The following is a 25,569-nucleotide window of genomic DNA, read 5'->3' as shown; positions in this document are numbered from 1 at the left end:
GTTGGCTTGGGCTGAACGCTCAATGCCCGCGACAACCGCCGCGCCAAATAGCGGCGCCGGAAATTCACTCCGCGGCGGCATCCTCCGTCAGCAGATGGCAAAGCTTCGCCATCACCTCCGCAGCTTCCTTCAGCCCGGACGCCACCACATGATCCGACACGCCGTCATCGATCAGCGTTGCAAGTTCCGCGAGATCGTAGACGATATGGCCGCGGCCCAGCTCGTTCTGGGCGAGACCGATGCCCAGCTCGACATGCATGCGATGGATCGCTCTCGCAGCCGATATGACGAGCATCCGCTTCTGCGCGATATCGACCACGTCAAGGCGATCGGAGGCTCGCGCGGTCTCTTGCGATTGCAGCAAATACGGGTGCATGACGTCCTCCTACTGGTCATCGAGCGATCGGCGGGCAGATCCTCCATCATGCCAACGAATCGCCATTTAGTTGCATACTGAGGAATATTCACCAAAAACAATGAGGACTGCAACCCAGGGATTTACCAAGAAAAACAACATCCCTTTCGCCGTCCGTAGAGACATCGACATCCGCGCGGAAAGCTCGGTGAGAGCGGCGCAAAGGCCTCCGCAACTCAAACAAAAAGGGCCGAACCCATAAGGTCCGGCCCTTCTATTTCAATTCACATCCACCCACCGGAAACCCGGTGCACGGAATTCTTACGCCTCGGCGTCCGGCGGCGTTTCGTCGCCAGCCTCTGCGGCAGGCTCTTCGCCCGGCACAACGGCGGTTTCCTCGCCGTTCTCGGCACCTTCCTCGACCTCGTCTTCCGGATCGCGGATGCGCTCGACCGACACGACCTTCTCGTCCTTGGCGGTCGAGAAGATGGTCACGCCCTTGGTCGCGCGGCTGGCGATGCGGATGCCGCCAACCGGCACGCGGATCAGCTGACCGCCATCCGAAACCAGCATGATCTGGTCGTTGTCATCGACAGGGAAGGCAGCGACGAGTTCGCCGATCTCGCCCGTCTTCGACGTATCGGTGGCGCGGATGCCCTTGCCGCCACGGCCCGAGATACGGAAGTCGTAGGAGGAAGACCGCTTGCCGTAGCCCTTCTCGGAAACCGTCAGCACGTACTGTTCGCGTGCCTTCAGCTCTTCATAGCGCTCGTCGCTCAGCTGTCCCTCTTCGGTGACTTCTTCACCGACCAGCGCGATTTCTTCCGCTTCGCCCGTCGTCAGGCGACGCTCGTTAGCGGCGCGCTTCAGATAGGCGGCGCGTTCCCACGGCTCGGCATCGACATGGCCGACGATCGTCATCGAGATGATGCGGTCGTTATCGCCGAGGTTGATCCCTCGTACGCCGATCGAGTTGCGGCCCGCGAAGACGCGGACGTCGTCGACCGCAAAGCGGATGCACTGGCCGAGCGCCGTCGTCAGAAGCACGTCGTCATGCTCGGTGCAGGTCTCGACGGAGAGGATTTCGTCGCCCTCTTCCTCGAGCTTCATCGCGATCTTGCCGTTGCGGTTGACCTGGACGAAGTCGCTCAGCTTGTTGCGGCGCACGGTGCCGCGCGTTGTCGAGAACATCACGTCGAGCGTAGCCCAGCTGTCCTCGTCCTCCGGCAGCGGAAGGATGGTGGTGATGCGCTCGCCTGGAGCGAGCGGCAGCATGTTGATCATCGCCTTGCCGCGCGAAGTCGGCGTGCCGATCGGCAGACGATAGACCTTTTCCTTGTAGACGATGCCGCGCGACGAGAAGAACAGAACCGGCGTATGCGTGTTGAGCACGAATAGCTGGCTAACGAAATCTTCGTCACGCGTGGTCATGCCGGAGCGGCCCTTGCCGCCGCGACGCTGCGCACGGTAGGTCGTCAGCGGCACACGCTTGATGTAACCGAGATGCGAGACGGTCACGACCATGTCCTCGCGGGCGATGAGATCTTCATCGTCCATCTCGAGGCCACCATCCATGATCTCAGTGCGGCGCGGCGTGCCGAACTCGTCGCGGACAGCAGCAAGCTCGTCCTTCACGATCGACTGGATGCGCACGCGCGACGACAGGATATCCAGGTAGTCCTTGATTTCCTCGCCGATCTTGTTGAGTTCGTCGCCGATTTCGTCGCGGCCAAGGGCCGTCAGACGGGCAAGACGCAGTTCGAGAATGGCCCGTGCCTGCTCTTCCGAGAGGTTGTAGGTCATGTCGTCGTTGATGCGGTGGCGCGGATCGTCGATAAGGCGGATCAGGCTTTCGACGTCATGCGCCGGCCAGCGGCGGGTCATCAGCTCTTCGCGGGCCGATTGCGGATCCGGCGCCTGGCGGATGACGCGGATGACTTCGTCGATATTGGCGACAGCGATCGCCAGACCGACCAAGACGTGCGCGCGCTCGCGAGCCTTGCGCAACAGGAACTTTGTACGCCGGCTAACGACTTCCTCGCGGAACGAGACGAAGGCGCGCAGCATGTCGAGCAGCTGCAGCTGTTCCGGCTTGCCGCCGTTCAGCGCCACCATGTTACAGCCAAACGAGGTCTGCAGCGGGGTGTAGCGGTAGAGCTGGTTCAGGATGACGTCGGCATTGGCGTCGCGCTTCAGTTCGACGACGACGCGATAGCCCTGACGGTCGGATTCATCGCGCAGGTCGGAGATGCCCTCGATGCGCTTGTCGCGCACCAGCTCGGCCATCTTCTCGATCATCGTCGACTTGTTCACCTGATACGGGATCTCGGTGATGATGATCTGCTCGCGATCGCCGCGCATCGGCTCGATCGTCGCGACGCCGCGCATGATCACCGAGCCACGGCCCGTCTCGTAAGCCGAGCGGATGCCGGAGCGGCCGAGGATCTTCGCGCCAGTCGGGAAATCGGGACCCGGAATGATCTGCATCATCTCGGGCAGTTCGATCGCCGGATCGTCGATCAGCGCGATACAGCCATTGATGACTTCGACGAGATTGTGCGGCGGAATGTTGGTCGCCATGCCGACAGCGATACCGCCGGCGCCGTTGACGAGCAGGTTCGGGAATTTCGCCGGAACGACCACGGGCTCGGAGAGTGTGCCATCGTAGTTGTCGCGGAAATCGACCGTTTCCTTGTCGAGATCGTCGAGCAGCGAATGCGCGGCCTTCTCGAGACGGCATTCGGTGTAACGTTCGGCCGCCGGCGGATCGCCATCGACGGAGCCGAAATTGCCCTGGCCGTCGATCAGCGGCAAGCGAAGAGACCAGTCCTGCGCCATACGCGCCAGCGCGTCGTAGATCGCGGTGTTGCCGTGCGGATGGTATTTACCCATCACGTCCCCGGTTACGCGGGCGCATTTGACGTATTTCTTGTTCCAGTCGATGCCGAGCTCGGACATGCCGTAGAGGATGCGCCGGTGCACGGGCTTGAGGCCGTCGCGCACGTCAGGAAGCGCGCGGCTGACGATGACGCTCATCGCGTAATCGAGATACGACCGCTGCATTTCCTCCATAATGGAGATGGGCTCGATGCCTGGCGGGAGCTTCCCGCCGCCGGGGGGTGTTTGCTCAGTCAAAATGGATCACATCTCTTCTAGAATCACTTGAAGATTTATAGCGGAAAGGCTGTTCCTAAGCCAATTTTGCCGGAAGTTTTGAACAGGCTTTTACGGTCTAATCAGGGCAAAACGAGGCTTATGCGCCCCAATCGCCATCACGCACGCCGCGCCATTTGCAAAATCGGTTTGCCCACATCACAATCGCGCGAAAACCAAGCCCAGATATGGGCATACGGAGACATGATGGCAAGCGCCGACCAACTGATCAACGCCTTCACAACCCTGCTCGTGACGATCGACCCACCCGGTCTCGCGCCGATCTTCCTCGGCCTCACGGTTGGCATGAGCAGAGCCCAGCGCAAGCAGGTGGCGCTGCGCGGCACGATCATCGCTTTCATCATTCTCGCCGTCTTCGCGCTCTTCGGATCGAGCGTGCTTGGCGTGCTCGGCATCTCGATCGGCGCCTTCCGCATCGCCGGCGGCCTGCTGCTCTTCTGGATCGCCTTCGAGATGGTGTTCGAGAAACGCCAGGATCGCAAGGAGAAGACCGGCACCGCCGCGATCACCGTCGACCACATCCAGAACATCGCCGTCTTCCCGCTGGCCATCCCACTGATCTCGGGCCCGGGCGCGATCTCCGCGACCATCCTGATCGCAGGCTCGATGCAGACGGCCTTCGAGCTGGCACAGTTGATCATCGTGATCGCCGCAAGCCTGCTCTTGCTCTTCCTCGCGCTCTTGATCGCCGATCGGCTGGACCGCTTCCTCGGCGTCACCGGCCGCGCCATCCTCACCCGCCTGCTCGGCGTCATCCTCGCCGCATTGGCGACCCAGTTCGTCGTAGATGGCATCAAGTCGGCGATGAACCTCGTTCCCTCGCCCGTCTGAGCTTTAACTTAAAACGCAAACGGCGCGCCCCGAGGCGCGCCGTCTGAAACCTTGCGATCGTTTGTCCGATCAAAACGGAATATCGTCGTCCAGATCGCGCGAGAAATTGCCGCCACCGCCGGAAGACGAACCACCGCCCGAGCCGCCACGGCCGGACGACTGCGAGGGTGAACCGTAATCGTCGCCATAACCGCCGCCGCCACCGAAATCACCGCCGCCGGCATTGCCGCCACGACCACCGCCGTAACCGCCGCCAGAACGATCGCCACCGCCTTCGCCGCGTCCATCAAGCATCGTCAGCGTCGAGCCGAAGCCTTGCAGCACGACTTCCGTGGAATAACGGTCCTGGCCCTGCTGGTCCTGCCACTTGCGGGTCTGCAGCGCGCCTTCGATATAGAGCTTGGCGCCCTTCTTGACGTACTGCTCGACGACCTTGCACAGGCCTTCGTTGAAGACGACGACGGTGTGCCACTCGGTCTTTTCACGGCGCTCGCCCGAATTGCGGTCGCGCCAGGTCTCCGATGTCGCGATGCGGAGGTTGGCGATCGGCCGGCCGTCCTGCGTCCGACGGATTTCGGGGTCTGCACCCACGTTTCCGATCAGAATTACCTTGTTCACGCTGCCAGCCATACTTTTCACCTTCTTGTCGTGTTGCCGATATTGCGAAGCCCGCAACATGCGCAACGAAATTGACAACACCTTACCCCATCGGCCTTCGCCGGTGTGCGGTTGAGCTTCGTTAATCCACAACGAAATTTGTTCTTTATTTGTTCTATTTTATCATTATCATCCTGTCAACGGAATCGAAAAGCGTGAACCACAGGGATATTCAGCCTCGACTCGCCAGCCGGCATCACTACATAAAGGCTCTTCTTATCCCCCCGAGACATTGAAGCAGAAGACGATGAGCGAACTGAAGACGATTTCAATCCGTGGCGCGCGCGAGCACAATCTGAAGGGCATCGACCTCGATCTGCCGCGCAACAAGCTGATCGTCATGACGGGGCTGTCGGGATCGGGCAAATCCTCGCTCGCCTTCGACACCATCTATGCCGAGGGCCAGCGCCGCTATGTCGAGAGCCTGTCGGCCTATGCCCGCCAGTTCCTTGAGATGATGCAGAAGCCCGATGTCGACCAGATCGACGGCCTCTCGCCGGCGATCTCGATCGAGCAGAAGACGACCTCGCGCAACCCGCGCTCGACTGTTGGTACCGTCACCGAGATCTACGACTACATGCGCCTGCTCTTCGCGCGCGTCGGCGTTCCCTATTCGCCCGCGACAGGCCTGCCGATCGAGAGCCAGACCGTCAGCCAGATGGTCGACCGCATCCTGGCCTTCGAGGAAGGCACGCGTCTCTTCATCCTGGCGCCGCTCGTGCGCGGCCGCAAGGGCGAGTACAAGAAGGAACTCGCGGAGCTCATGAAGAAGGGCTTCCAGCGCGTCAAGATCGACGGCCAGTTCTACGAGATCGCCGATGCCCCCGCGCTCGACAAGAAATATAAGCACGACATCGATATCGTCGTCGACCGCGTGGTCGTGCGCGCTGACGTCTCGGCGCGTTTGGCCGACAGCCTCGAGACCTCGCTGAAGCTCGCCGACGGCCTCGCCATCGCCGAATTCGCCGACAAGCCGTTGCCCGTCGAGGAAACCGCCGCTGGCGGCTCCGCCAACAAGTCGCTCAACGAGACGCATGAGCGCGTTCTCTTCTCGGAAAAGTTCGCCTGCCCCGTCTCCGGCTTCACCATTTCGGAGATCGAGCCGCGCCTCTTCTCCTTCAACAATCCGGCCGGCGCCTGCCCGACCTGCGACGGCCTTGGCGCGCAGCAGAAGATCGACGCCAACCTGATCGTGCCGGAGCCCGAGCGCACGCTGCGCGACGGCGCCATCGCCCCATGGGCCAAGTCGTCCTCGCCCTATTACAACCAGACGCTGGAAGCGCTCAGCAAGCATTTCGGCTTCAAGCTCGGCGCCCGCTGGAACGACCTCTCCGCCAAGGCGCAGGATGTGATCCTCAACGGCACCGAGGAGAAGATCGAGTTCCATTATGTCGACGGCGCCCGCTCCTACACGACGCACAAGAATTTCGAAGGCATCATCACCAACCTCGAGCGCCGCTGGAAGGAAACCGACAGCGCCTGGGCGCGCGAGGAGATCGAGCGCTACATGTCGGCAGCACCCTGCCCGTCCTGCAACGGCTTCCGCCTGAAGCCGGAAGCGTTGGCCGTGAAAGTCAACAAGCTGCATATCGGCCAGGTCACCGACATGTCGATCCGCATCGCCCGCGACTGGTTCGAGACGCTGCCGGACAGCTTCAACGCCAAGCAGAACGAGATCGCCGTCCGCATCCTGAAAGAGATCAGGGACCGCCTGCGCTTTCTGAACGACGTCGGCCTCGAATATCTGAGCCTCTCGCGCAACTCCGGCACGCTCTCGGGTGGCGAAAGCCAGCGTATCCGCCTGGCCTCGCAGATCGGCTCCGGCCTCACCGGCGTTCTCTACGTGCTCGACGAGCCATCGATCGGCCTGCACCAGCGCGACAACGCCCGCCTGCTGGAAACGCTGAAGCACCTGCGTGACATCGGCAACACCGTGATCGTCGTCGAGCATGACGAGGACGCCATCCTGCAGGCCGACGACGTGGTCGATATCGGCCCCGCCGCGGGCATCCATGGCGGCCAGGTGATCGCCCATGGCACACCGCAGGACATCATGGCCAACCCGAAGTCACTGACTGGTAAATACCTGTCGGGCGAGCTCGGCGTGACCGTGCCGGAAGAACGACGCAAGGTGAAGAAGGGCAAGGAAATCAAGGTCGTCGGCGCCCGCGGCAACAACCTGAAAAACGTCACGGCATCGATCCCGCTCGGCGTCTTCACGGCGGTTACGGGTGTGTCCGGCGGCGGCAAGTCCACCTTCCTGATCGAGACGCTCTACAAGTCCGCCGCCCGCCGTGTCATGGGCGCGCGCGAAATCCCGGCGGATCACGATCGCATCGACGGTTTCGAGCATATCGACAAGGTCATCGACATCGACCAGTCGCCGATCGGCCGCACGCCGCGCTCCAACCCGGCCACTTATACCGGCGCCTTCACCCCGATCCGCGACTGGTTTGCCGGCCTGCCGGAAGCCAAGGCGCGCGGCTACCAGCCCGGCCGCTTCTCCTTCAACGTCAAGGGCGGCCGCTGCGAGGCCTGTCAGGGCGACGGCGTCATCAAGATCGAGATGCACTTCCTGCCCGACGTCTACGTCACCTGCGACGTATGCCACGGCAAGCGCTACAACCGCGAAACGCTCGACGTCACCTTCAAGCAGAAGTCGATCGCCGACGTGCTCGACATGACGGTCGAGGAAGGCGTCGAGTTCTTCGCCGCCGTCCCCGCCGTGCGCGACAAGCTGCAGGCCCTCTTCGATGTCGGCCTCGGCTACATCAAGGTCGGCCAGCAGGCGAACACGCTGTCGGGCGGCGAAGCCCAGCGCGTCAAGCTCGCCAAGGAACTCTCGAAGCGCTCGACCGGCCGCACGCTCTATATTCTCGACGAACCAACGACCGGTCTGCACTTCCACGACGTGGCAAAGCTGCTCGAAATGCTGCACGAACTGGTCAACCAGGGCAACTCGGTCGTCGTCATCGAGCACAATCTCGAAGTCATCAAGACCGCCGACTGGGTCCTCGACTTCGGCCCCGAGGGCGGCGACGGCGGCGGCGAGATCGTGGCGTCTGGCACGCCCGAGGCGATCGTCAAGGAAAAGCGGTCCTATACCGGCCAGTTCCTGAAGGAACTGCTGGAGCGGCGGCCGGTGAAGAAGGTGCAGGCGGCGGAGTGAGCGATATGCTCTCCACGGTGCGTGTGCTGATCGCTGACGGCAAGTTCAGGGTCTCGGCACACGCACTGCAGGAGTTGTTGAACGACGATCTGCTGATCGAGCCGTTGGTGATGGATATTTCGTCGGCGCTCGTCGTGGAGGAGTATCCTGAGTATCACAAGGGTCCCTGTGTTCTGGTCCTGCAGATGGACGAGCGGGGAAGACCCATACATTTGCTTTGGGGCATCCCATCAGGTGCGTCCGAGCCAGCGGTGTTGATAACAGCATACATTCCCGATCCTGATCGCTGGAATGACGATTTCACCAGGAGGAAGCCGTAATGACGAGACAGGCGTCGCAGCTCATTCGTGAGGGGGAGTATGCCGCGGAGGTCGTTGTGGAGCTTCACGACGACGGTGGCGAGTGGTCCCCGACGGTAAGCCCGGAGGGCATCCGCAAGCTGGATCGCGTACGGCGCGCTCTTCGTGAGCATGACTTCGAAGGTGCCGAGAAGGATGGACGCGTTTACCGGCTCGTGCCGCGCGAAGCCGACTATCCGAAGAGCGGTTTTGGCGAAAACGAACAGGATGGATTGAAGTCATGACAAAATCCGGCACCATTCGCGTCGGCATCGGCGGTTGGACCTTCGAGCCCTGGCGCAACCACTTCTTCCCGTCCACGCTGAAGCAGAAGGACGAGCTGAATTATGCCAGCAGGCAGCTGAAGGTCATCGAGGTCAACGGCACCTATTACAGCTCGCAGAAGCCCGAGACCTTCGCGAAGTGGGCTGCCGATGTTCCTGAAGGCTTCATCTTTTCGCTCAAGGCCAGTCGCTTCAGCACCAACCGCAAGATTCTCTCGGAAGCAGGCGAATCCGTCGAGCGCTTTCTCGGCCAGGGCATCGTCGAGCTCGGTCCGCATCTCGGCCCTATCCTCTGGCAGTTCGCGCCGACGAAGAAGTTCGAGCCGGAGGATTTCGAGGGCTTCCTCAAGCTCTTGCCGGACAAGCAGGATGGCCTGCCGCTGAAGCATGTCGTCGAGGTCCGCCACGACAGCTTCAAGGTGCCGGAATTCGTGGCGCTGCTCGCGAAATACGGCGTCGCCCCCGTCGTCGCCGAACATTTCGATTATCCGATGGTGGCCGATGTCACCGCCGATTTCGTTTATACGCGCCTGCAGAAGGGCTCGGATGAAATCAGGACCTGCTATCCGCCGAAGGAGCTGAAAGCCTGGGCCAAACGCCTGGAGACCTGGGCCGAGGGCAAGCTGCCCGATGATCTGCCGCTTATCGATGGCGACAGCAAGGTCAAGGTCGAGCCGCGCGATGTCTTCGCCTTCATGATCCACGAAGGCAAGGTCAACGCTCCCTTCGGCGCCATCGCGCTGCAGGAAGAGGTCGGCAAGTAGTCAGAGCACCAAGGAATCAGCGTGACAAGCAATCAGAGTGGCAAGACGTGGCTGGCGAGGTCTTCCGCCGTCAGCCCCTTGCCGGCCCGGTTGCCCGCTTCGCCATGCATGTAGACGCCGGCGGCGGCCGCCTCGAAAGCCGGCAGCCCCTGCGCCATCAGCGCGCCGATGATCCCCGCCAGCACATCGCCGGATCCGGCGGTGGCGAGCCAGATCGGCGCGTTGGTGTTGATCAACGCCCGCCCATCAGGTGAGGCGATCACGGTGTCGGGCCCTTTGTAAACGATCGCCGCATTGGCCCGCGCCGCAGCAGCCAGTGCCTTGTCGGCCTTGCCGAGATTGGCATCCGCGGCGATATCGGGAAACAGCCGCGAAAACTCTCCCTCATGCGGCGTTAGGACCAGCCGCGTCTCGCCCTCAGCGAACAATGTAAACAGCGCCTCGGGATCGTCGCGAAACGAGGTGATACCATCGGCATCCAGAACCAGATGCCGCCCCGCAAGTGCTGCCACGAAACCACGTGCCTTTTCGCCAGCACCGAAGCCCGGTCCGAGCACGAAGCTGCGCAGCCGCTCGTCCTTCAGCCAATCGAGGAGTTCAGCGTCCCCATCGATGCCGTGCAGCATCACGGCCGTCAGATGAGTCGCGTTCTCTTCCATGGCGTCGGCAGGCGAAGCGATCGTCACCAGCCCGGCGCCCGCCTTCAACCCAGACATGGCCGACATCCGCGCGGCTCCCGTCTTGCCCTTCTCGCCCGAGAAGACGACGAGGTGGCCGCGCTTATACTTGTGCGTCTCATGCCCAGATGATGGCAGCCACCGCTGCCATTGTTCTGGCCGGTTCTCCGCCAGCTTGCCGGATGCCTGCCCCCGCACGATCCGCGCCGGTATGCCGATATCGAGCACCTCGAGCACGCCCGAAAGCTCCCGACCCGGCATCAACAAATGGCCCGGCTTGCGCGTCATGAAGGTGATCGTCCGCTCGGCAGTAAATGCGGCGCCCAGCGCCATCCCCGTCCGGCCGTCGATGCCGGATGGCAGGTCGACGGCAAGTACCGGCAGCCGAGCCTCCTCGATACGCGCGATCACGGCACTAACCGCCTCCGGCATCGCCCGCGTCAATCCGGCGCCGAACAACGCGTCGATCACCACTTCGCCCTCGGCAGGCTGGTATTCGTCGACCGGCGCCCCCTTGCCGGACCAGCGAGCAAGCGCCAGGGCAGCGTCGCCCTTCAGCCGAGCGGGATCACCCAGATGAAAGACCGCGACCTCGACACCGCTCTCTTGCAGGCACTGCGCCGCCACATACCCATCGCCGCCATTGTTGCCGGGACCGCACAGCACGACGGCCCGCCGCGCAGAGGGATAGTACCGCAGGAAGGCCGCCGCCACGCCGGCGCCCGCCTGCAGCATGAGGCCGAAACTGTCGATGCCCGAAGCCGCAGCGGCGGCATCGACCGCGGTCATTTCTGCGGGGGTGAGGAGAAGGTCTGCGAGTTGATTGTCCATTCAGCCATTGAAGCAGAATCCGCCTAAAAAACAACCGATTGGCGCAAAATCTGGAAGATCAATATTTGTTCATTTGCACATATTTTAATCGACACCCCGAGCCAGAAAGAAAGCATGAGACATCGCGAATATTCCTCATTTCGGTCGAAATTTAAGCTTTTCGCTTGCAACCCGCGCCGTTTTTGACAAAAAAATCGTTGAAATTGCTGAAAATCGCTCGACTTTCGGTCTCCGGCTGCCATTTCCACGAAGATTCCGCTTTCCAACTGGCACGATAACTGCATTCTATCGGGGGGTGGGTATGAGCCTGCTATAACGGGAGAAGCGGAGAGTCATTTTCTCATGAAAAAGATCGAAGCGATCATTAAGCCCTTCAAGCTGGACGAAGTGAAGGAAGCCCTTCAGGAAGTTGGCCTGCAGGGGATCACAGTCACGGAAGCAAAGGGCTTCGGTCGCCAAAAAGGCCACACGGAATTGTACCGTGGCGCGGAGTATGTCGTCGATTTCCTGCCGAAGGTGAAGGTCGAAGTCGTCCTCGCCGACGAGAACGCGGAGGCCGTCATCGACGCGATCCGCAAGGCCGCGCAAACCGGCCGTATCGGCGACGGCAAGATTTTCGTATCCAATATCGAAGAAGTCATTCGTATCCGTACCGGCGAAACCGGTGTCGATGCGATCTGACCTGTTTGGTCCAGGCGAGGCAATCGTCTCGTCTTCTCAAATGAAGGAACCATTTTATGGCGACCGCAAGCGAAATCCTCAAGCAAATCAAGGATAACGACGTCAAGTTTGTTGACCTGCGCTTTACCGATCCCAAGGGCAAGCTGCAGCACGTCACGATGGACGTGGTTTGCGTCGATGAAGACATGTTCGCCGATGGCGTCATGTTCGACGGCTCCTCGATCGGCGGCTGGAAGGCGATCAACGAATCCGACATGGTGCTGATGCCCGACACGGAAACGGTCCACATGGACCCGTTCTTCGCGCAGTCCACCATGGTCATTCTCTGCGACATTCTCGATCCGGTCTCCGGCGAAGCCTATAACCGCGATCCGCGCGGCACCGCCAAGAAGGCAGAAGCCTATCTGAAGGCATCCGGCATCGGCGACACCGTCTTCGTGGGTCCTGAAGCCGAGTTCTTCATCTTCGACGACGTTCGCTACAAGGCCGACCCCTATAACACCGGCTTCAAGCTCGATTCGACCGAACTGCCGTCCAACGACGATACCGAATACGAGACCGGCAACCTCGGCCACCGTCCGCGCGTCAAGGGCGGCTATTTCCCGGTTCCTCCGATCGACAGCTGCCAGGACATGCGCTCCGAAATGCTGACGGTCCTCAGTGAAATGGGCGTCGTCGTCGAAAAGCACCACCACGAAGTTGCCGCTGCCCAGCACGAGCTCGGCATCAAGTTCGACACGCTCGTTCGCAACGCCGACAAGATGCAGATCTACAAGTACGTCGTGCACCAGGTCGCCAATGCCTATGGCAAGACGGCAACCTTCATGCCGAAGCCGATCTTCGGCGACAACGGCTCGGGCATGCACGTCCACATGTCGATCTGGAAGAGCGGCAAGCCAAGCTTCGCGGGTGATGAATATGCGGGCCTCTCGGAGAGCTGCCTGTACTTCATCGGCGGCATCATCAAGCATGCCAAGGCGCTGAACGCCTTCACCAACCCGTCGACGAACTCCTACAAGCGTCTCGTCCCGGGCTATGAAGCACCGGTTCTGCTCGCCTACTCGGCGCGCAACCGCTCGGCCTCGTGCCGCATTCCGTTCGGCAGCAACCCGAAGGCAAAACGCGTCGAAGTCCGCTTCCCGGATCCGATGGCGAACCCCTACCTCGCCTTCGCCGCCATGCTGATGGCTGGCCTCGATGGCATCAAAAACAAGATCCATCCCGGCAAGGCCATGGACAAGGATCTCTACGACCTGCCGCCGAAGGAACTGAAGAAGATCCCGACAGTGTGCGGTTCGCTGCGCGAAGCGCTGGAAAGCCTGGACAAGGATCGCAAGTTCCTGACCGCCGGCGGCGTCTTCGACGACGACCAGATCGACTCGTTCATCGAGCTGAAGATGATCGAGGTCATGCGCTACGACATGACCCCGCATCCGGTCGAATACGACATGTACTACTCGGCGTAAGCCCTCAGAAAGCCCCGGTTCGCCGGGGCTTTCGTCTATCCGACGTCACGGAAACCTCGCGTTGATGTGACACTCATGTGACGAGTTCTCGCACAAATCTTGATTTGGGTGAGATCAATCACCAAATCAGGTGATGAAAGGAAGTCGTACCATGAAAGAAAGACTAGCTAAGTTCAGTATCGGCGAAGTGGTTCGGCACAAGGTATTTCCGTTTCGCGGCGTCATCTTCGATGTCGATCCGGAATTCGCGAATACGGAAGAATGGTGGAATTCTATTCCCGCCGACGTGCGCCCCAGCAAGGACCAGCCCTTTTACCACTTGCTCGCCGAAAACGAAGAAAACGAATACGTCGCCTACGTATCCGAACAGAACCTTATGAATGACGAAAGCGGCGAACCGCTTCGCAATGAACAGGTCTACCAGATTTTCGATATGGCACCGACAGGGCAGTTCAAACCCAAGATGAGCTTCACCCACTAAGCCGCTGCATATCCATTTCAAAACCCCGCCTTCCCAGCGGGGTTTTTCTTTGGTCATGATCCAGGTTGCAGGCAACAAAAAACCCGGCTCGAAGCCGGGTTTCTCGACAATCCATGAGGATCGAAATTACTGGGCCTTGGCGGCCTTCTGGGCGTCTTCAAGCTTCTTGCGCGCTTCGTCGGCCTTCTTCTGCATGCTGTCCTGCAGGCTCTTCTGGCTTTCGGCGAGCTTGGAAGCGGAAACCGCTTCGCCGTCGAATGCGCCGGTGAAGCCTTCAAGCGAAATCTTGATCGGGTTCGGCGCACGGCGGAAGTTGATCGAGGTCAGAACCAGATCGGTGCCCTTCTTCAGGCTGGCGACCATGGCGTCAGTCAGCGGGATCTGCGCGACGCAACGATCCGGCATGCACATCAGGTAGTCGATCTTCTGCGGCTTGCCGCCGTCGATCTGCATGCCGATGCCCGGCGGGATCAGACGTGCCGGAGGAACGGAAACCTGCAGGCTCTTGTTGTTCACCTTGCCGGAAACGGTGATGAGGCCAACGCCCGTAACGAGCTGACCGCCGGTGGCCAGAACAACGTTCTGCACGACGCAGACGTCATTGTCTTCCTGCTTGTTGCAGGTCTTGTACCAACCAAGGCGCGGTGCGCCGGCAGCCTGTGCGCCAGCGTCGGCAGACGCATCCTGCGCATAAGAAGACACCGGAGCCACTGCGGCGCCAAGCATCACTGCCATTACGGACAGGGCTGCCCGTGTTTTCTTTTCAGACTTGAACATCATAACGAATTCCGTCTCCTGATATCCCGTTGGGACAGCCCATTTGCCGTCCTCACCAACAGGGTTGTTCGCATCTGACCTCTTAAAACAATGAGGCAAATGCATGACCCCCCGACTTCGGGGTCCCTGTTACATCGCGTTGCTGGAGATTTCCAGTGTTTCTTTGGCGTTTTGGGTATCGCCGGAAAGAATTTGCTCCTGATAGTGAATTGCGCGGCTGGCATGTTAGTCTGCCGCCGAATCGCGCCGTTTTCCGGAAAGGATTTCGACTATGCTCCGGATCGTTCTCCCCGTCGTCTTCACCCTTGTTTGCGGGGCAGCCGTTGCCGAACCCGTGCATGGCATCGCAATGCACGGCGCCCCTGCTCTGCCTCAGGATTTCAAGCACCTCCCCTACGTCAATCCGGACGTGAAGAAGGGCGGCAAGATCTCCTACGGCGTCGTCGGCACCTACGACAACCTGAACCCCTTCATCCTGAAGAGCATGCGCACCACGGCGCGCGGTATGTGGGATCCGGAATACGGCAATCTGGTCTATGAAACGCTGATGCTGCGCTCGCGCGACGAGCCCTTCACGCTCTATGGCCTCCTGGCGCAATCCGTCGAATGGGACGACGACAGGACCTATATCCAGTTCAACCTGAACCCAGCAGCCAAATGGTCCGATGGCCAGCCCGTCACGCCCGATGACGTGATCTTCTCCTTCAATATCCTGAAAGAGAAAGGCCGCGTGCCCTTCAGTACCCGCCTCAATGCCGTCGAGAAGATGGAGAAGGTCGGCGATCACAGCGTCCGCTTCACCTTCAACGACAAGGCCGACCGCGAATTCCCGCTGATTCTCGCCGGCTCGACGCCTATCCTCCCCAAGCACGCGATCGACGCGGAGAATTTCGACCGCTCGACGCTGAAGCCGCTGATCGGCTCCGGTCCCTACAAGATCAAGTCGCTGAAGCCGGGCGAAAGCATAACCTTCGAGCGCGACCCGAATTACTGGGGCAAGGATCTCCCCGCCAAGGTCGGCCTCGACAATTACGATCAGATCACCGTCCAGTATTTCCTGCAGGACACGACATTGTTCGAATCGTTCAAGAAGGGCGATGTCGATATCTATCCGGATGGCAGCCCCGGCCATTGGGCGAGCGCCTACAATTTCCCGGCTGTGACTTCAGGCAATGTCGTCAAGGATGAGTTTCAGCCCAAGCTGCCATCGGGCATGTTCGGCTTCGTCTTCAACACCCGCCGGCCGCTCTTCGACAATGTGAAGCTGCGCGAGGGCCTGTCGCTGATCTTCGATTTCGAATGGGCGAACAAGAACCTCTTCTCCAGCGCCTATATCAGGACGCAGAGCTATTGGCAGAACTCCGAGCTCTCCAGCTTTGGCGTGCCCGCTGACGAGCGCGAACTGAAGCTGCTCGGCCCAATCAAGGATCGCATCGATCCCGCCATCCTCGACGGCACCTACAAGCTTCCCGTGACCGATGGCTCCGGCCGCGACCGCAATGTGCTGAAGCAGGCCGTCGCTCTTCTGAAGGAGGCCGGCTACACGATCAAGAACGGCAAGATGAGCGACGCCAATGGCCGCCCGCTCGCCTTCGAGATCATGACGCAGAACACCGACCAGGAAAAACTCGCCGTCTCCTACCAGCGCTCGCTGCAGCTGCTCGGCATCAACGCCTCGATCCGCACGGTGGATGATTCGCAGTATCAGAGCCGCACCAACACCTTCGACTACGATGTGATCGTCAAATCCTTCACCTCGTCGCTATCGCCTGGCATCGAGCAGGTCGGTCGCTGGTCGTCGGCCTCACGGGATCGCGACGGCACCGACAATTTCGCCGGCGTCGCCGATCCCGATGTCGATACGCTGATCCAGCACATCCTCAACGCGCGTTCGGCCGAGGATTTCACCGCCGCCGTCCGCTCGCACGACCGACTGCTCCTGTCGGGCCACTACGTGCTGCCGCTCTATCACGTCGACAACCAGTGGGTCGCCCGCAGCAAGCGCATCGGTCACCCCGACCAGGTGCCGCTATACGGCTATCAGCTGCCCGCATGGTGGGATCAGAGCGTCCAATAACAGGTGGTTCTCTTTTCCTGCCTGGTTGAACTGGCCACCCTCAGCGACTAGATGGCTTCAAACGCCCTTTCGGGGCCAGCAATTCAGAGAAGGAAAGCCCATGGAACGCATAGTCATCGACGTCGTCTCGGATGTCGTCTGCCCCTGGTGCTATCTCGGCAAGGCCCGGCTGGAGCTCGCAATCGCGGAAGTCCAGGACGAAGTCGGCGTTGACGTCAACTGGCGCCCCTATCGCCTCAACCCGGATTACCCGCCCGAAGGCGTCGACCAGAAGGCAGCGCTTGAAAAGAAGCTCGGCGGTGCCGAGCGTGTCGCCGAAGGGCATAAGATGCTGACCGAACTTGGCCGCGAGGTCGGAATCAATTTCAATTTCGACGCCATCAAGATCGGCCCGAACACGCTCGACGCCCACCGCCTCATTCACTGGGCCATGATCGAGGATCGCGACAAGGCCGATAAGGTGGTCGATGGCCTGTTCAAGGCGAATTTCGAACAGGGCCTGAATGTCGGCGATCACATTGTGCTGCTCGATATCGCCGAAAAATCCGGCCTCGACCGGGCCGTGACTGCGTCCTTACTCACGTCGGATGCCGACAAGGGTCTCGTTGTCGAGGAAATCGAATCGGCGCAGAAGATGGGCGTCAACGGCGTCCCCTTCTTCATCTTCGACCAGCAATACGCCGTCAGCGGCGCCCAGACCCCTGATGTCATCGCCGGCGCGTTGCGCGACATCGCCAAGGCCAAGGCCGAAGCCCGCGCCGGGATGAGCTGATCGACCGTTTTTTTCGATATTGTTGCATGCAAATCGGGACGGAAAGCTCAGGCTTTCCGTCCCGATTTGCTTTAGCCCTTCGCCAGCTCGGCGAGCTGCGTCATGATGACAGCCGCTCCCTGCAGCCGCTTCTCCGGCGTCGGCAGGTCGCGGGTCAGGAATACGCTGTGGTCGGGACGGATCTTCGCCATCGAGCCCTGTTTGGCGATGTAGCCCACCAGATTGCCGGGGTTCGGGAATTCCTTGTTGCGGAACTGGATGACCACGCCCTTCGGCCCGGCATCCACCTTCTCGACATTGGCGATACGGCAGAGCGACTTGACGTAGACGATCTTCAAGAGATGCTGCACCTCGATCGGCATCGGCCCGAAGCGGTCGATCATCTCGGCGCCGAAGGCATCGATCTCCTTGAGCTCGGTGATCTCGCCGAGGCGCCGGTAGAGCGCCATGCGCAGATGAAGGTCCGGCACGTAGCCGTCGGGGATCATCACCGACGTACCCACCGATATCTGCGGCGACCAGCCGGTATCCTGGATTTCGTCGACACCCTTCACCTCGGCCACCGCCTCTTCCAGCATCTGCTGGTAGAGCTCGAAACCGACCTCCTTGATGTGACCGGACTGCTCCTCGCCCAGCAGGTTGCCGGCGCCACGAATATCGAGGTCGTGGCTCGCAAGCTGGAACCCGGCGCCGAGCGTATCGAGCGATTGCAGCACCTTCAGGCGGCGCTCCGCCGTCGCCGTCAGCACCTTGTTCACAGGGAGCGTGAACAGCGCAAAGGCGCGCACCTTGGAGCGACCGACGCGGCCGCGCAGCTGGTAGAGCTGCGCCAGGCCGAACATGTCGGCGCGGTGTACGATCAACGTATTGGCCGTCGGCACGTCGAGGCCGGATTCGACGATCGTCGTCGATAGCAGCACGTCGTAACGCCCCTCATAGAAGGCGTTCATGATGTCCTCAAGCTCGCCCGGCGGCATCTGGCCGTGCGCGATCGCAACCTTCAGCTCCGGCAAGTCGGACTGCAGGAAGGCATGAACCTCTTCGAGATCCGCCAGACGCGGGCAGACATAGAAGCTCTGGCCGCCGCGATAATGCTCGCGCATCAGCGTCTCGCGGATCACGAGCGAATCGAACGGCGAGATGAAGGTGCGCACCGCCATGCGGTCGACCGGCGGCGTGGTGATCAGCGACAGCTCGCGCACCCCGGTCATCGCCAGCTGCAGCGTCCGCGGGATCGGCGTCGCCGAGAGCGTCAGCACGTGAACGTCGCTCTTCAGCTCCTTCAGCCGCTCCTTGTGCTTGACGCCGAAATGCTGCTCTTCGTCGATGATCAGCAGGCCGAGATTGGCGAACTGGATACCGGAGCCGAGCAGCGCATGCGTGCCGACGACGATATCGGTCTTGCCGTCGGCGATCTCCTTCTTCGTCAGCGCCAGCTCCTTCGAGCCGACGAGGCGCGAGGCCTGCTGCACGCGCACCGGCAGTCCGCGAAAGCGCTCGGAGAAGGTCTTGAAATGCTGGCGCGACAGAAGCGTCGTCGGAACCACGACCGCGACCTGAATGCCGTTCATCGCCGCGACAAAGGCCGCGCGTAGTGCAACTTCGGTCTTGCCGAAACCGACGTCGCCGCAGACCAGACGGTCCATCGGCCGCCCGGCGCCGAGATCGGAGCGCACCGCCTCGATGGCGTTGTCCTGATCTTCGGTTTCGTCATAGGGGAAGCGCGCGGCGAACTCGTCGTAGAGCCCCTCAGGCGTGGTCAGAACGGGCGCATGCCGCGTCAGCCGCTCGGCGGCGATGCGGATCAGGCCGTCGGCCATGTCGAGCAGGCGCTTCTTGAGCTTGGCCTTGCGCATCTGCCATGCGCCACCACCGAGCTTGTCGAGCTGAGCCTCCGTCCCCTCGCCGCCATAGCGCGACAGGAGATCGATGTTTTCGACGGGAAGGAACAGCTTCGCCTCGTCGGCATATTGCAGCTCCAGGCACGCATGCTGCGCGCCGGCCGCCTGAATGGTCCTGAGCCCGATGAACCGGCCGATGCCGTGTTCGGCGTGCACCACGACGGATCCCTCGTCGAGACCCGCGACCTCGGAGATGAAATCGGCGGCCCGCTTGCGGCGCTTCGAGCGCCGCACCATGCGGTCGCCGAGAATGTCCTGCTCGCCGATGACAACGAGATTGCCGACCTGGAAGCCCGTCTCCAGGCTGTAGACGCCGGCAGCCGCCTCGCCCTGCTCGAGCTTGTCGATCTCCTTGAGCGCCGCAATCGGCTTGACCCGCGCCAGCCCGTGCTCGGAAAGAACCTGCAGCAAGCGCTCCAGCGATCCTTCCGTCCAGGCGGTGATCAGCACCTTGGCGCCGCTCGCCCGCTTGTCGGCGATATGCTTGACGACGACGTCGAACACGTTGACGCGCTCGGCATTGCCGCCGCCTTCGGTGCTCGGCCGCGCCCAGCGTTCGCCTTGGCGGGCATCGAGATTGACGACGCGGCGCGCCTCGCCTTCGTGCTCGTTGAACGGCGTGATCCGCATCGCATCGAAGGCGTCGAGCGTTGCCGAAAACGTCTTGCCGTCGAGATAGAGCTGGTCGGGCACCACGGGCTTGTAGGGCGTGCCCTGCGACATGCCCTTCACCGGCTTGCCCGAGTTCAGGCGCGCATCGTAATAGTCGAAGACCAGCTTCGAACGCTCCTCGGCAGCTTCCCGCACGGTATGGTCGGTGACCAAGCGGAAGCCCTTGAGATAGTCGAAAACCGTCTCCAGCCGGTCGTAGAACAGCGGCAGCCAGTGCTCCATGCCCGGATAGCGACGCCCTTCCGAGATCGCGAGATAGAGCGCGTCGTCGCGGGTCGCGGCACCGAAGGTCGAGAGATAATTCTTGCGGAAGCGGCTGATCGTATCCGGCGTCAGCGTCACTTCGCTCATCGGGTTGAGGTCGAGCGAGCGCACTTGCCCCGTCGTGCGCTGGCTGGCCGGATCGAAGCTGCGGATGCTTTCCAGCGTATCACCGAAGAAATCGAGCCGCACCGGCTCTTCCGAGCCCGGCACGAAGACGTCGAGAATACCGCCGCGCACGGCATACTCGCCGACTTCGCGCACGGTGGCGACGCGGTCGAAGCCATTGCGCTCCAGCCGTCCGGCGATGTCGTCCATCCGCACTTGGTTGCCCGGCCGCGCCGAAAACGTCAGGCTCTCGATCACATCCTGCGGCGCCACCTTCTGCAGCATGGCATTGACGGTCACCAGCACGATCGCCGCATGCGGCTTCTTGCGGTGCGCGATCAGCCCACCAAGTGCGGCGAGCCGCCGTGCCGACGTGTCTGCGCTCGGTGACACGCGGTCGTAAGGCAGACAGTCCCAGGCAGGCAGCGTCAGAACGGGAATATCGGGCGCGACGAAACCGAGCATCTGCTCCAGATCGGCCATGCGCTGCCCATCCGAGAGCACATAGGCAACCGGCGCGCCGGCGCGTGCAAGCTCGGCCAGCAGCATCGGCTCCAGTCCGGCCGGCACATTGCCTATCGTCAGCGGCACGTTCAGCGCCGTCAGCTTCTTCGCATCAAAACCGGGGATCATCATCCATTCCTGGGCAGGCTGTCGGCGGGGTATTCGAAATCGGGCTTGTAGGCGCAAAGGCGCGTAAACATCGGTGTCTGGAAACGCTCAGGGATCGGCCAGGTTCCCATGATCCAGCGCACCAGATCATTGTCTTCTTCCGCCATGATCGTCTCGAACTCGTCGAGTTCCGCATCCGAGAGCCCCGCGATCTCGCGCTCGGCGAACTGGCCGAACACCAGATCCATCTCGCGTATGCCGCGATGCCAGCAGCGGAACAGTATCCGGCGGCGGCGGGGATCGAGATCGGCGCTCGAGAGTGTGACACCTGTCATGGCATAGCTTCCTGTTGATGCGCCTCTATAGACCCTCGAAAGCGGCTTGTCAGCCTTGCCAAGCACGCATTGTTCGTCGCATTTTGCCGGCATGCGCCCCGCCATTCTCGATCCGCTGTTCTCCTCCGTCTCCGGCCTGCCCGGCGTCGGCCCGAAGATCGCCGAACTGCTCGCCAAGCTCTTCGGCCGCGAGACACCGGAGGATTGCCGTGTCGTTGATCTCCTCTTCCATGCACCGCACTCGCTGATCGATCGGCGCAACCAACCGGGCATCGCGCGCGCGCCGCAGGGCGCCATCGTAACCATCACCGGCCGCGTCGACCGCCACCAGCCGCCGCCGAACAAGAAGAGCAACGTCCCCTACCGTGTCTTCCTGCACGACGAGACCGGCGAGCTGACACTCGTCTTCTTCCGCGGGCAATCGACATGGCTGGAGAAACAGCTCCCTATTGATGAAGAGGTCACCGTCAGCGGCAAGATCGACTGGTTCAATGGCCGCGCCTCGATGGTGCACCCTGATTACATCGTCAAGGCAAGCGAAGCGGAAAACCTGCCGCTGGTCGAGCCGATCTATCCCCTGACAGCCGGCCTTTCGCCGAAGACGCTGCGCAAGATCATCGAAGCCGCCCTGCCGAAGACGCCTGTGTTCCCCGAATGGATCGACGCGGCGCTGGCCCAAAAGCAGGGCCTGCCCTCGACCGCCGATGCCTTCCACGGCCTGCACGAGCCGCGCGATCCCGCCGATATCGATCCGCAGGCGCCGGCTCGACGCCGTCTTGCCTATGACGAATTCCTGGCCGGCCAGTTGTCCCTGGCGCTGGTGCGCCAGAGGTTGCGCAAGGTCGCCGGCCAGCCGGTGCATGCGACGGGCCATCTTAGCCGCCAGATCCTCGAAGCCCTGCCGTTTTCGCCGACCGGCAGCCAGACCGAGGCGATCGCGCAGATCCTGAAGGACATGGCCGGCGACGATCGTATGCTGCGCCTGCTGCAGGGCGATGTCGGCTCCGGCAAGACGCTGGTGGCGCTGATGGCGATGGCAGCCGTCATCGAAAGCGGCGGCCAGGCCGTCTTGATGGCGCCGACCGAAATCCTCGCCCGCCAGCATCACGTGACCATCGCCAAATACACGGCCGCCGCCGGCATCCGCATCGAGGTGCTGACCGGCCGCACCAAGGGCAAGGAACGCGACGAGATCCTTGAGCGCATCGCGTCCGGCGAGGCCCAGATCGTCATCGGAACGCACGCGCTGTTCCAGGATACGGTCAACTACAAGAACCTGATGCTGGCTGTCGTCGACGAGCAGCATCGCTTCGGCGTCCACCAGCGCCTGCGTCTGACCGCCAAGGGCATTACCCCGCACATGCTGGTCATGACCGCCACGCCGATCCCGCGCACGCTGGTGCTCGCCGCCTTCGGCGACATGGACGTGTCGAAGCTCACCGAGAAGCCCGCCGGCCGCAAGCCGATCCAGACGATCACCATCCCCACCGAGCGCATCGGAGATATCGTCGGACGCCTGAAGGCGGCGTTGCTCGACGGCAAGAAGGCCTACTGGATCTGCCCACTGGTCGAAGAATCCGAAGAGAGCGACCTGATGTCGGTCGAGGAGCGTCACGCGACGCTCGTGTCCGCCCTTGGCCCGGGGATAGGCCTGATCCACGGCCGCATGAGCGGCGCGGAAAAGGACGCGGTAATGATGGCGTTTAAGTCAGGCGAAATCCGCCTTCTCGTCGCGACCACGGTCGTCGAGGTCGGCGTCGACGTGCCGGATGCGACGATCATGGTCATCGAGCACGCCGAGCGTTTCGGTCTGGCACAGTTGCATCAGCTGCGCGGCCGCGTCGGGCGCGGCGACGAGGCATCGACCTGCATCCTGCTCTATCGCGGACCGCTGGGCGAAACCGGCCACGCGCGTCTCACGATCATGCGCGATACGGAAGACGGTTTCAGGATCGCCGAAGAGGATCTCAAGCTGCGCGGCGAAGGCGAACTGTTGGGAACACGGCAGTCGGGAACCCCGGGTTTCAGGATTGCGAGCCTTGAGGCACATGCCGATTTGCTGGAGATCGCCCGCAAGGATGCGGCCTACCTGATCGAGCGTGATCCGGACCTGACATCCGAAAGGGGCAACGCCGTGCGCACCCTGCTCTATCTCTTCCGCCGCGAAGAAGCGATCCGCTTCCTGCACGCCGGTTAATTCATCGAACATAGAAACGCCGCGCGACCGATGGGCCGCGCGGCGTCTGAAATCAGATCTGAGCGCCGCGTGCCTTGGTCGTGGCGTCGAAGGCCTTCTGGACGTAGGTGTCGCGGTCGTAGACATCGTTGAAATACTGCACGACGCCGTTCTTGTCCGGCCAGGCCGTGAAGTAGGCGATGTAGACGGGGAACTTCTGCGGCACCTGCACCGCATGGTTCTTGCCGGTCGCGATTTCCTGACCGATCTTGTCGACCGTGGTGTTCAGAACGGCAGCCGCCATCGCGCGCGGATCGGCGAGACGCACGCAGCCATGGCTGAGCGCACGCATGTCACGCTTGAAGAAGCTCTTCGAAGGCGTGTCGTGCATGTAGATCGCATGCGCGTTCGGGAACAGGATCTTCAATTCGCCAAGCGCATTATCACCGCTCGGTGGCTGACGCACGGAGACGTTCGCGGTCGAGCCGTACCAGTCGACGCTGGAAGACGGCACGGCACGGCCGCCGACGGCGACTTCATAGCCCATGCGATCGAGATAGTTCGGGTCGGAGCGCAGCTTCGGCAGCATCTCGTTGATGATGATCGACTGCGGCACGCCCCAGAACGGGTTGAATTCGACCGTCTGAATCTGATCCTGGAAGAAGAACGTCTGATGCGACGGCTGGCCGATCACCACGCGCATCGACAACTGTTCCTTGTTGTCGTTGTGGTAGTAGACCATGAAGGCCGGCTGGTTGATGAAGACGTAGCGCGAGCCTAGATCAGCCGGCAGCCAGCGGGCCTGTTCCATCGCCACAACAACCTTCTCGATCTTCGAGCTGTTACTGTCGCCGCCGGTCATGGTGCGAACGGTCGCCTGGCCGACGATGCCGTCAGGCTTCAGGCCATGTTCCTTCTGGAAGGCTTCGACCAGCGTCACGATCTCGGGTGAGTAATCGATACCACCGGTGTAGGCTGCCAGCGTCGCGGCGTTCTCGCTCTTCAGCGCGGCCGAGCCGTGCTTGTCGATCGCCTTGACGATGTTGGGGATTTCCGAAGACGTTTCGCCGGGATGCAGCACGCCGCTGAGTTCGATCTTGATCGGCTGCTCGCCATTGCCCTCGCCCTTCAGCTTGGCAAGCTCGGCCTGCAGTGCTGCGAACTGCGGACCATTGGGCGTGCGGCTCGAGAGATAGGCGCCGACATCGGGGCTCATCCGCGCCAGCTTCAGCACCGGATCGAGATTGACCGTCTTGCGGGCGAAATCGTGATAGCCGGAGAGCTTGTTCGGGTCGACGCGGCCACGGATCGTATCCTGCACATAGGCCAGAACCTTGGCCGACAGCGCCAGTTCGAACTGCGTCAGCGCGCGGTCGCGCATCGCGGGATCCGGATTGGCCGGATCGACAGCGGGAACCTCGACAGCATAGTCGGCCGGGTCGAGACCGACGGAACCGGCATTGGCGAGGAAGGCCATCGCTGCCTTGGCGCGATCGTTGACCTCGGTGCCTGTCAGCCAGACCAGTTCGTTCTTGGTGTCGCCGTAGTAGGTCTCAAGCGCCTTGGCGACTTCGACAGGGGCGCGGACCTTGGCATCGATCAGATAGCGGCGCTGCACCGACGGCGTGGCATCGCTCGGCGTACCGACGGCGGCGACCGCGCCGGTGACAACAGGATCGGTGAACTTGCCGGTATCGACAAGCCGCATCGGATCCACCTTGTAGGTGTAATAACGCGGTGCGGACACCTTCGGCAGCGGCGCGCTGGTATTGGCCTGCGGCGGCAGCACTTCGGGAGCCGGATTGATGATGGTGCTCTGGGTGCGGGCACGATCACCTCGGATCATGTCCATCAGCGTATAGGCATGCGCGGGTGCGACACCCATCGCGGCCATACCGCAGGAAAGTGCCAGTGCGGAAACCGCACCTTTCAAGAAGAATGTCATGCTTTTTCCAGTCCCAGTATCATGCTGTCTTCGGTCATGGGCATCGCCCAGCTCAAAACTCTCAACCACCCGTCGCTGTCAGGTGACATGGCAGAAACGGGACGCCACCGCCAGCCTCGAAGAACTCACTCTTCCGTAACGTAGCAAACCCGCCGCCTCCCGGCAGTTCACACAAAATTATGAAATTATTGGTTAATTTTTTACTTTATTTTCGCTTGCTCACAC

Annotated in this window: 19 protein-coding genes; 11 read left to right on the top strand and 8 right to left on the bottom strand. The window is 61.7% G+C overall.

What is annotated here, in order from left to right; translation table 11 throughout:
• Positions 1–64 precede the first annotated feature (64 nt).
• Together ACCD05_RS05575 and gyrA are read right to left on the bottom strand one after the other, a co-directional pair.
• The gene (locus ACCD05_RS05575) at positions 65–376 is read right to left on the bottom strand and encodes a hypothetical protein (protein WP_413391549.1); all 312 of its coding nucleotides are present in this window, start codon (positions 374–376) and stop codon (positions 65–67) included.
• A gap of 300 nt (positions 377–676) precedes the next feature.
• Entirely contained in the window at positions 677–3,490 is a 2,814-nt protein-coding gene (gene gyrA / locus ACCD05_RS05570; RefSeq protein ID WP_113199963.1) for a DNA gyrase subunit A, read from the bottom strand.
• A gap of 225 nt (positions 3,491–3,715) precedes the next feature.
• Between gyrA and ACCD05_RS05565 the strand changes: the two genes are divergently transcribed.
• Positions 3,716–4,360: a MarC family protein gene (locus tag ACCD05_RS05565; RefSeq protein WP_018900549.1), complete on the top strand. Its 645-nt coding sequence runs from the start codon at positions 3,716–3,718 to the stop codon at positions 4,358–4,360.
• A gap of 69 nt (positions 4,361–4,429) precedes the next feature.
• Here the strand turns inward: ACCD05_RS05565 and ACCD05_RS05560 are convergent, their stop codons facing one another.
• The gene (locus ACCD05_RS05560; RefSeq protein WP_047512240.1) at positions 4,430–4,990 is read right to left on the bottom strand and encodes a single-stranded DNA-binding protein; all 561 of its coding nucleotides are present in this window, start codon (positions 4,988–4,990) and stop codon (positions 4,430–4,432) included.
• A gap of 274 nt (positions 4,991–5,264) precedes the next feature.
• Here ACCD05_RS05560 and uvrA point away from each other — a divergent pair, with 274 nt between their 5' ends.
• From uvrA to ACCD05_RS05540, 4 genes are read left to right on the top strand one after another with little or no spacing between them, the layout of a single operon-like run.
• Positions 5,265–8,186 (top strand): excinuclease ABC subunit UvrA, encoded by a 2,922-nt coding sequence (uvrA, locus tag ACCD05_RS05555; RefSeq protein ID WP_413391546.1) that lies wholly within the window; start codon positions 5,265–5,267, stop codon positions 8,184–8,186.
• A 5-nt stretch (positions 8,187–8,191) separates the two neighbouring features.
• Positions 8,192–8,506 (top strand): DUF4258 domain-containing protein, encoded by a 315-nt coding sequence (locus tag ACCD05_RS05550; RefSeq protein WP_413391649.1) that lies wholly within the window; start codon positions 8,192–8,194, stop codon positions 8,504–8,506.
• The gene (locus ACCD05_RS05545) at positions 8,506–8,769 is read left to right on the top strand and encodes a hypothetical protein (protein WP_413391544.1); all 264 of its coding nucleotides are present in this window, start codon (positions 8,506–8,508) and stop codon (positions 8,767–8,769) included. Before ACCD05_RS05550 ends, ACCD05_RS05545 begins: the two co-directional genes overlap by 1 nt.
• Complete coding sequence (locus ACCD05_RS05540; protein ID WP_413391542.1) at positions 8,766–9,572, top strand: DUF72 domain-containing protein; 807 nt, start codon at positions 8,766–8,768, stop codon at positions 9,570–9,572. The genes ACCD05_RS05545 and ACCD05_RS05540 overlap by 4 nt, the downstream gene beginning before the upstream one ends.
• A 32-nt stretch (positions 9,573–9,604) precedes the next feature.
• Here the strand turns inward: ACCD05_RS05540 and ACCD05_RS05535 are convergent, their stop codons facing one another.
• Positions 9,605–11,080, bottom strand: a complete 1,476-nt coding sequence (locus tag ACCD05_RS05535; protein WP_413391540.1) for an NAD(P)H-hydrate dehydratase — start codon at positions 11,078–11,080, stop codon at positions 9,605–9,607.
• Between the two features lie 342 nt (positions 11,081–11,422).
• Here ACCD05_RS05535 and ACCD05_RS05530 point away from each other — a divergent pair, with 342 nt between their 5' ends.
• From ACCD05_RS05530 to hspQ, 3 genes are all read left to right on the top strand, one after another.
• A complete protein-coding gene (locus ACCD05_RS05530; RefSeq protein ID WP_018900556.1) occupies positions 11,423–11,761 on the top strand; it encodes a P-II family nitrogen regulator in 339 nt (112 codons plus the stop codon).
• Between the two features lie 56 nt (positions 11,762–11,817).
• Positions 11,818–13,227, top strand: coding sequence for a type I glutamate--ammonia ligase (glnA, locus tag ACCD05_RS05525; RefSeq protein WP_018900557.1), 1,410 nt, complete (start codon positions 11,818–11,820; stop codon positions 13,225–13,227).
• Between the two features lie 151 nt (positions 13,228–13,378).
• Complete coding sequence (gene hspQ / locus ACCD05_RS05520) at positions 13,379–13,708, top strand: heat shock protein HspQ (protein WP_018900558.1); 330 nt, start codon at positions 13,379–13,381, stop codon at positions 13,706–13,708.
• Between the two features lie 126 nt (positions 13,709–13,834).
• Here hspQ and ACCD05_RS05515 read toward each other — a convergent pair whose 3' ends face one another.
• The gene (locus ACCD05_RS05515; protein WP_111563521.1) at positions 13,835–14,488 is read right to left on the bottom strand and encodes an invasion associated locus B family protein; all 654 of its coding nucleotides are present in this window, start codon (positions 14,486–14,488) and stop codon (positions 13,835–13,837) included.
• A 268-nt stretch (positions 14,489–14,756) separates the two neighbouring features.
• Between ACCD05_RS05515 and ACCD05_RS05510 the strand changes: the two genes are divergently transcribed.
• Both ACCD05_RS05510 and ACCD05_RS05505 read left to right on the top strand, forming a co-directional pair.
• The gene (locus ACCD05_RS05510; protein ID WP_413391536.1) at positions 14,757–16,562 is read left to right on the top strand and encodes an extracellular solute-binding protein; all 1,806 of its coding nucleotides are present in this window, start codon (positions 14,757–14,759) and stop codon (positions 16,560–16,562) included.
• Between the two features lie 100 nt (positions 16,563–16,662).
• Positions 16,663–17,334 carry a DsbA family oxidoreductase gene (locus ACCD05_RS05505; protein WP_413391534.1) on the top strand — a complete coding sequence of 224 codons (672 nt, stop codon included), beginning with the start codon at positions 16,663–16,665 and terminating at the stop codon, positions 17,332–17,334.
• A 71-nt stretch (positions 17,335–17,405) separates the two neighbouring features.
• Here the strand turns inward: ACCD05_RS05505 and mfd are convergent, their stop codons facing one another.
• Both mfd and ACCD05_RS05495 read right to left on the bottom strand, forming a co-directional pair.
• Positions 17,406–20,909 (bottom strand): transcription-repair coupling factor, encoded by a 3,504-nt coding sequence (mfd, locus tag ACCD05_RS05500; protein ID WP_413391532.1) that lies wholly within the window; start codon positions 20,907–20,909, stop codon positions 17,406–17,408.
• Positions 20,909–21,223: a succinate dehydrogenase assembly factor 2 gene (locus tag ACCD05_RS05495; RefSeq protein WP_026283364.1), complete on the bottom strand. Its 315-nt coding sequence runs from the start codon at positions 21,221–21,223 to the stop codon at positions 20,909–20,911. Before ACCD05_RS05495 ends, mfd begins: the two co-directional genes overlap by 1 nt.
• A gap of 91 nt (positions 21,224–21,314) precedes the next feature.
• Here ACCD05_RS05495 and recG point away from each other — a divergent pair, with 91 nt between their 5' ends.
• Positions 21,315–23,420: an ATP-dependent DNA helicase RecG gene (recG, locus tag ACCD05_RS05490; protein WP_413391647.1), complete on the top strand. Its 2,106-nt coding sequence runs from the start codon at positions 21,315–21,317 to the stop codon at positions 23,418–23,420.
• A 52-nt stretch (positions 23,421–23,472) separates the two neighbouring features.
• Here recG and ACCD05_RS05485 read toward each other — a convergent pair whose 3' ends face one another.
• A complete protein-coding gene (locus ACCD05_RS05485; RefSeq protein ID WP_111563516.1) occupies positions 23,473–25,344 on the bottom strand; it encodes a L,D-transpeptidase family protein in 1,872 nt (623 codons plus the stop codon).
• Between the last annotated feature and the right edge of the window lie 225 nt (positions 25,345–25,569).

The sequence above is a fragment of the Rhizobium sp. Rhizsp42 genome, from assembly GCF_047304155.1.
GTDB lineage: Bacteria > Pseudomonadota > Alphaproteobacteria > Rhizobiales > Rhizobiaceae > Rhizobium.
Note: the sequence above shows the minus strand (reverse complement) of the source record. Positions and strands in the feature narration are given on the sequence as shown.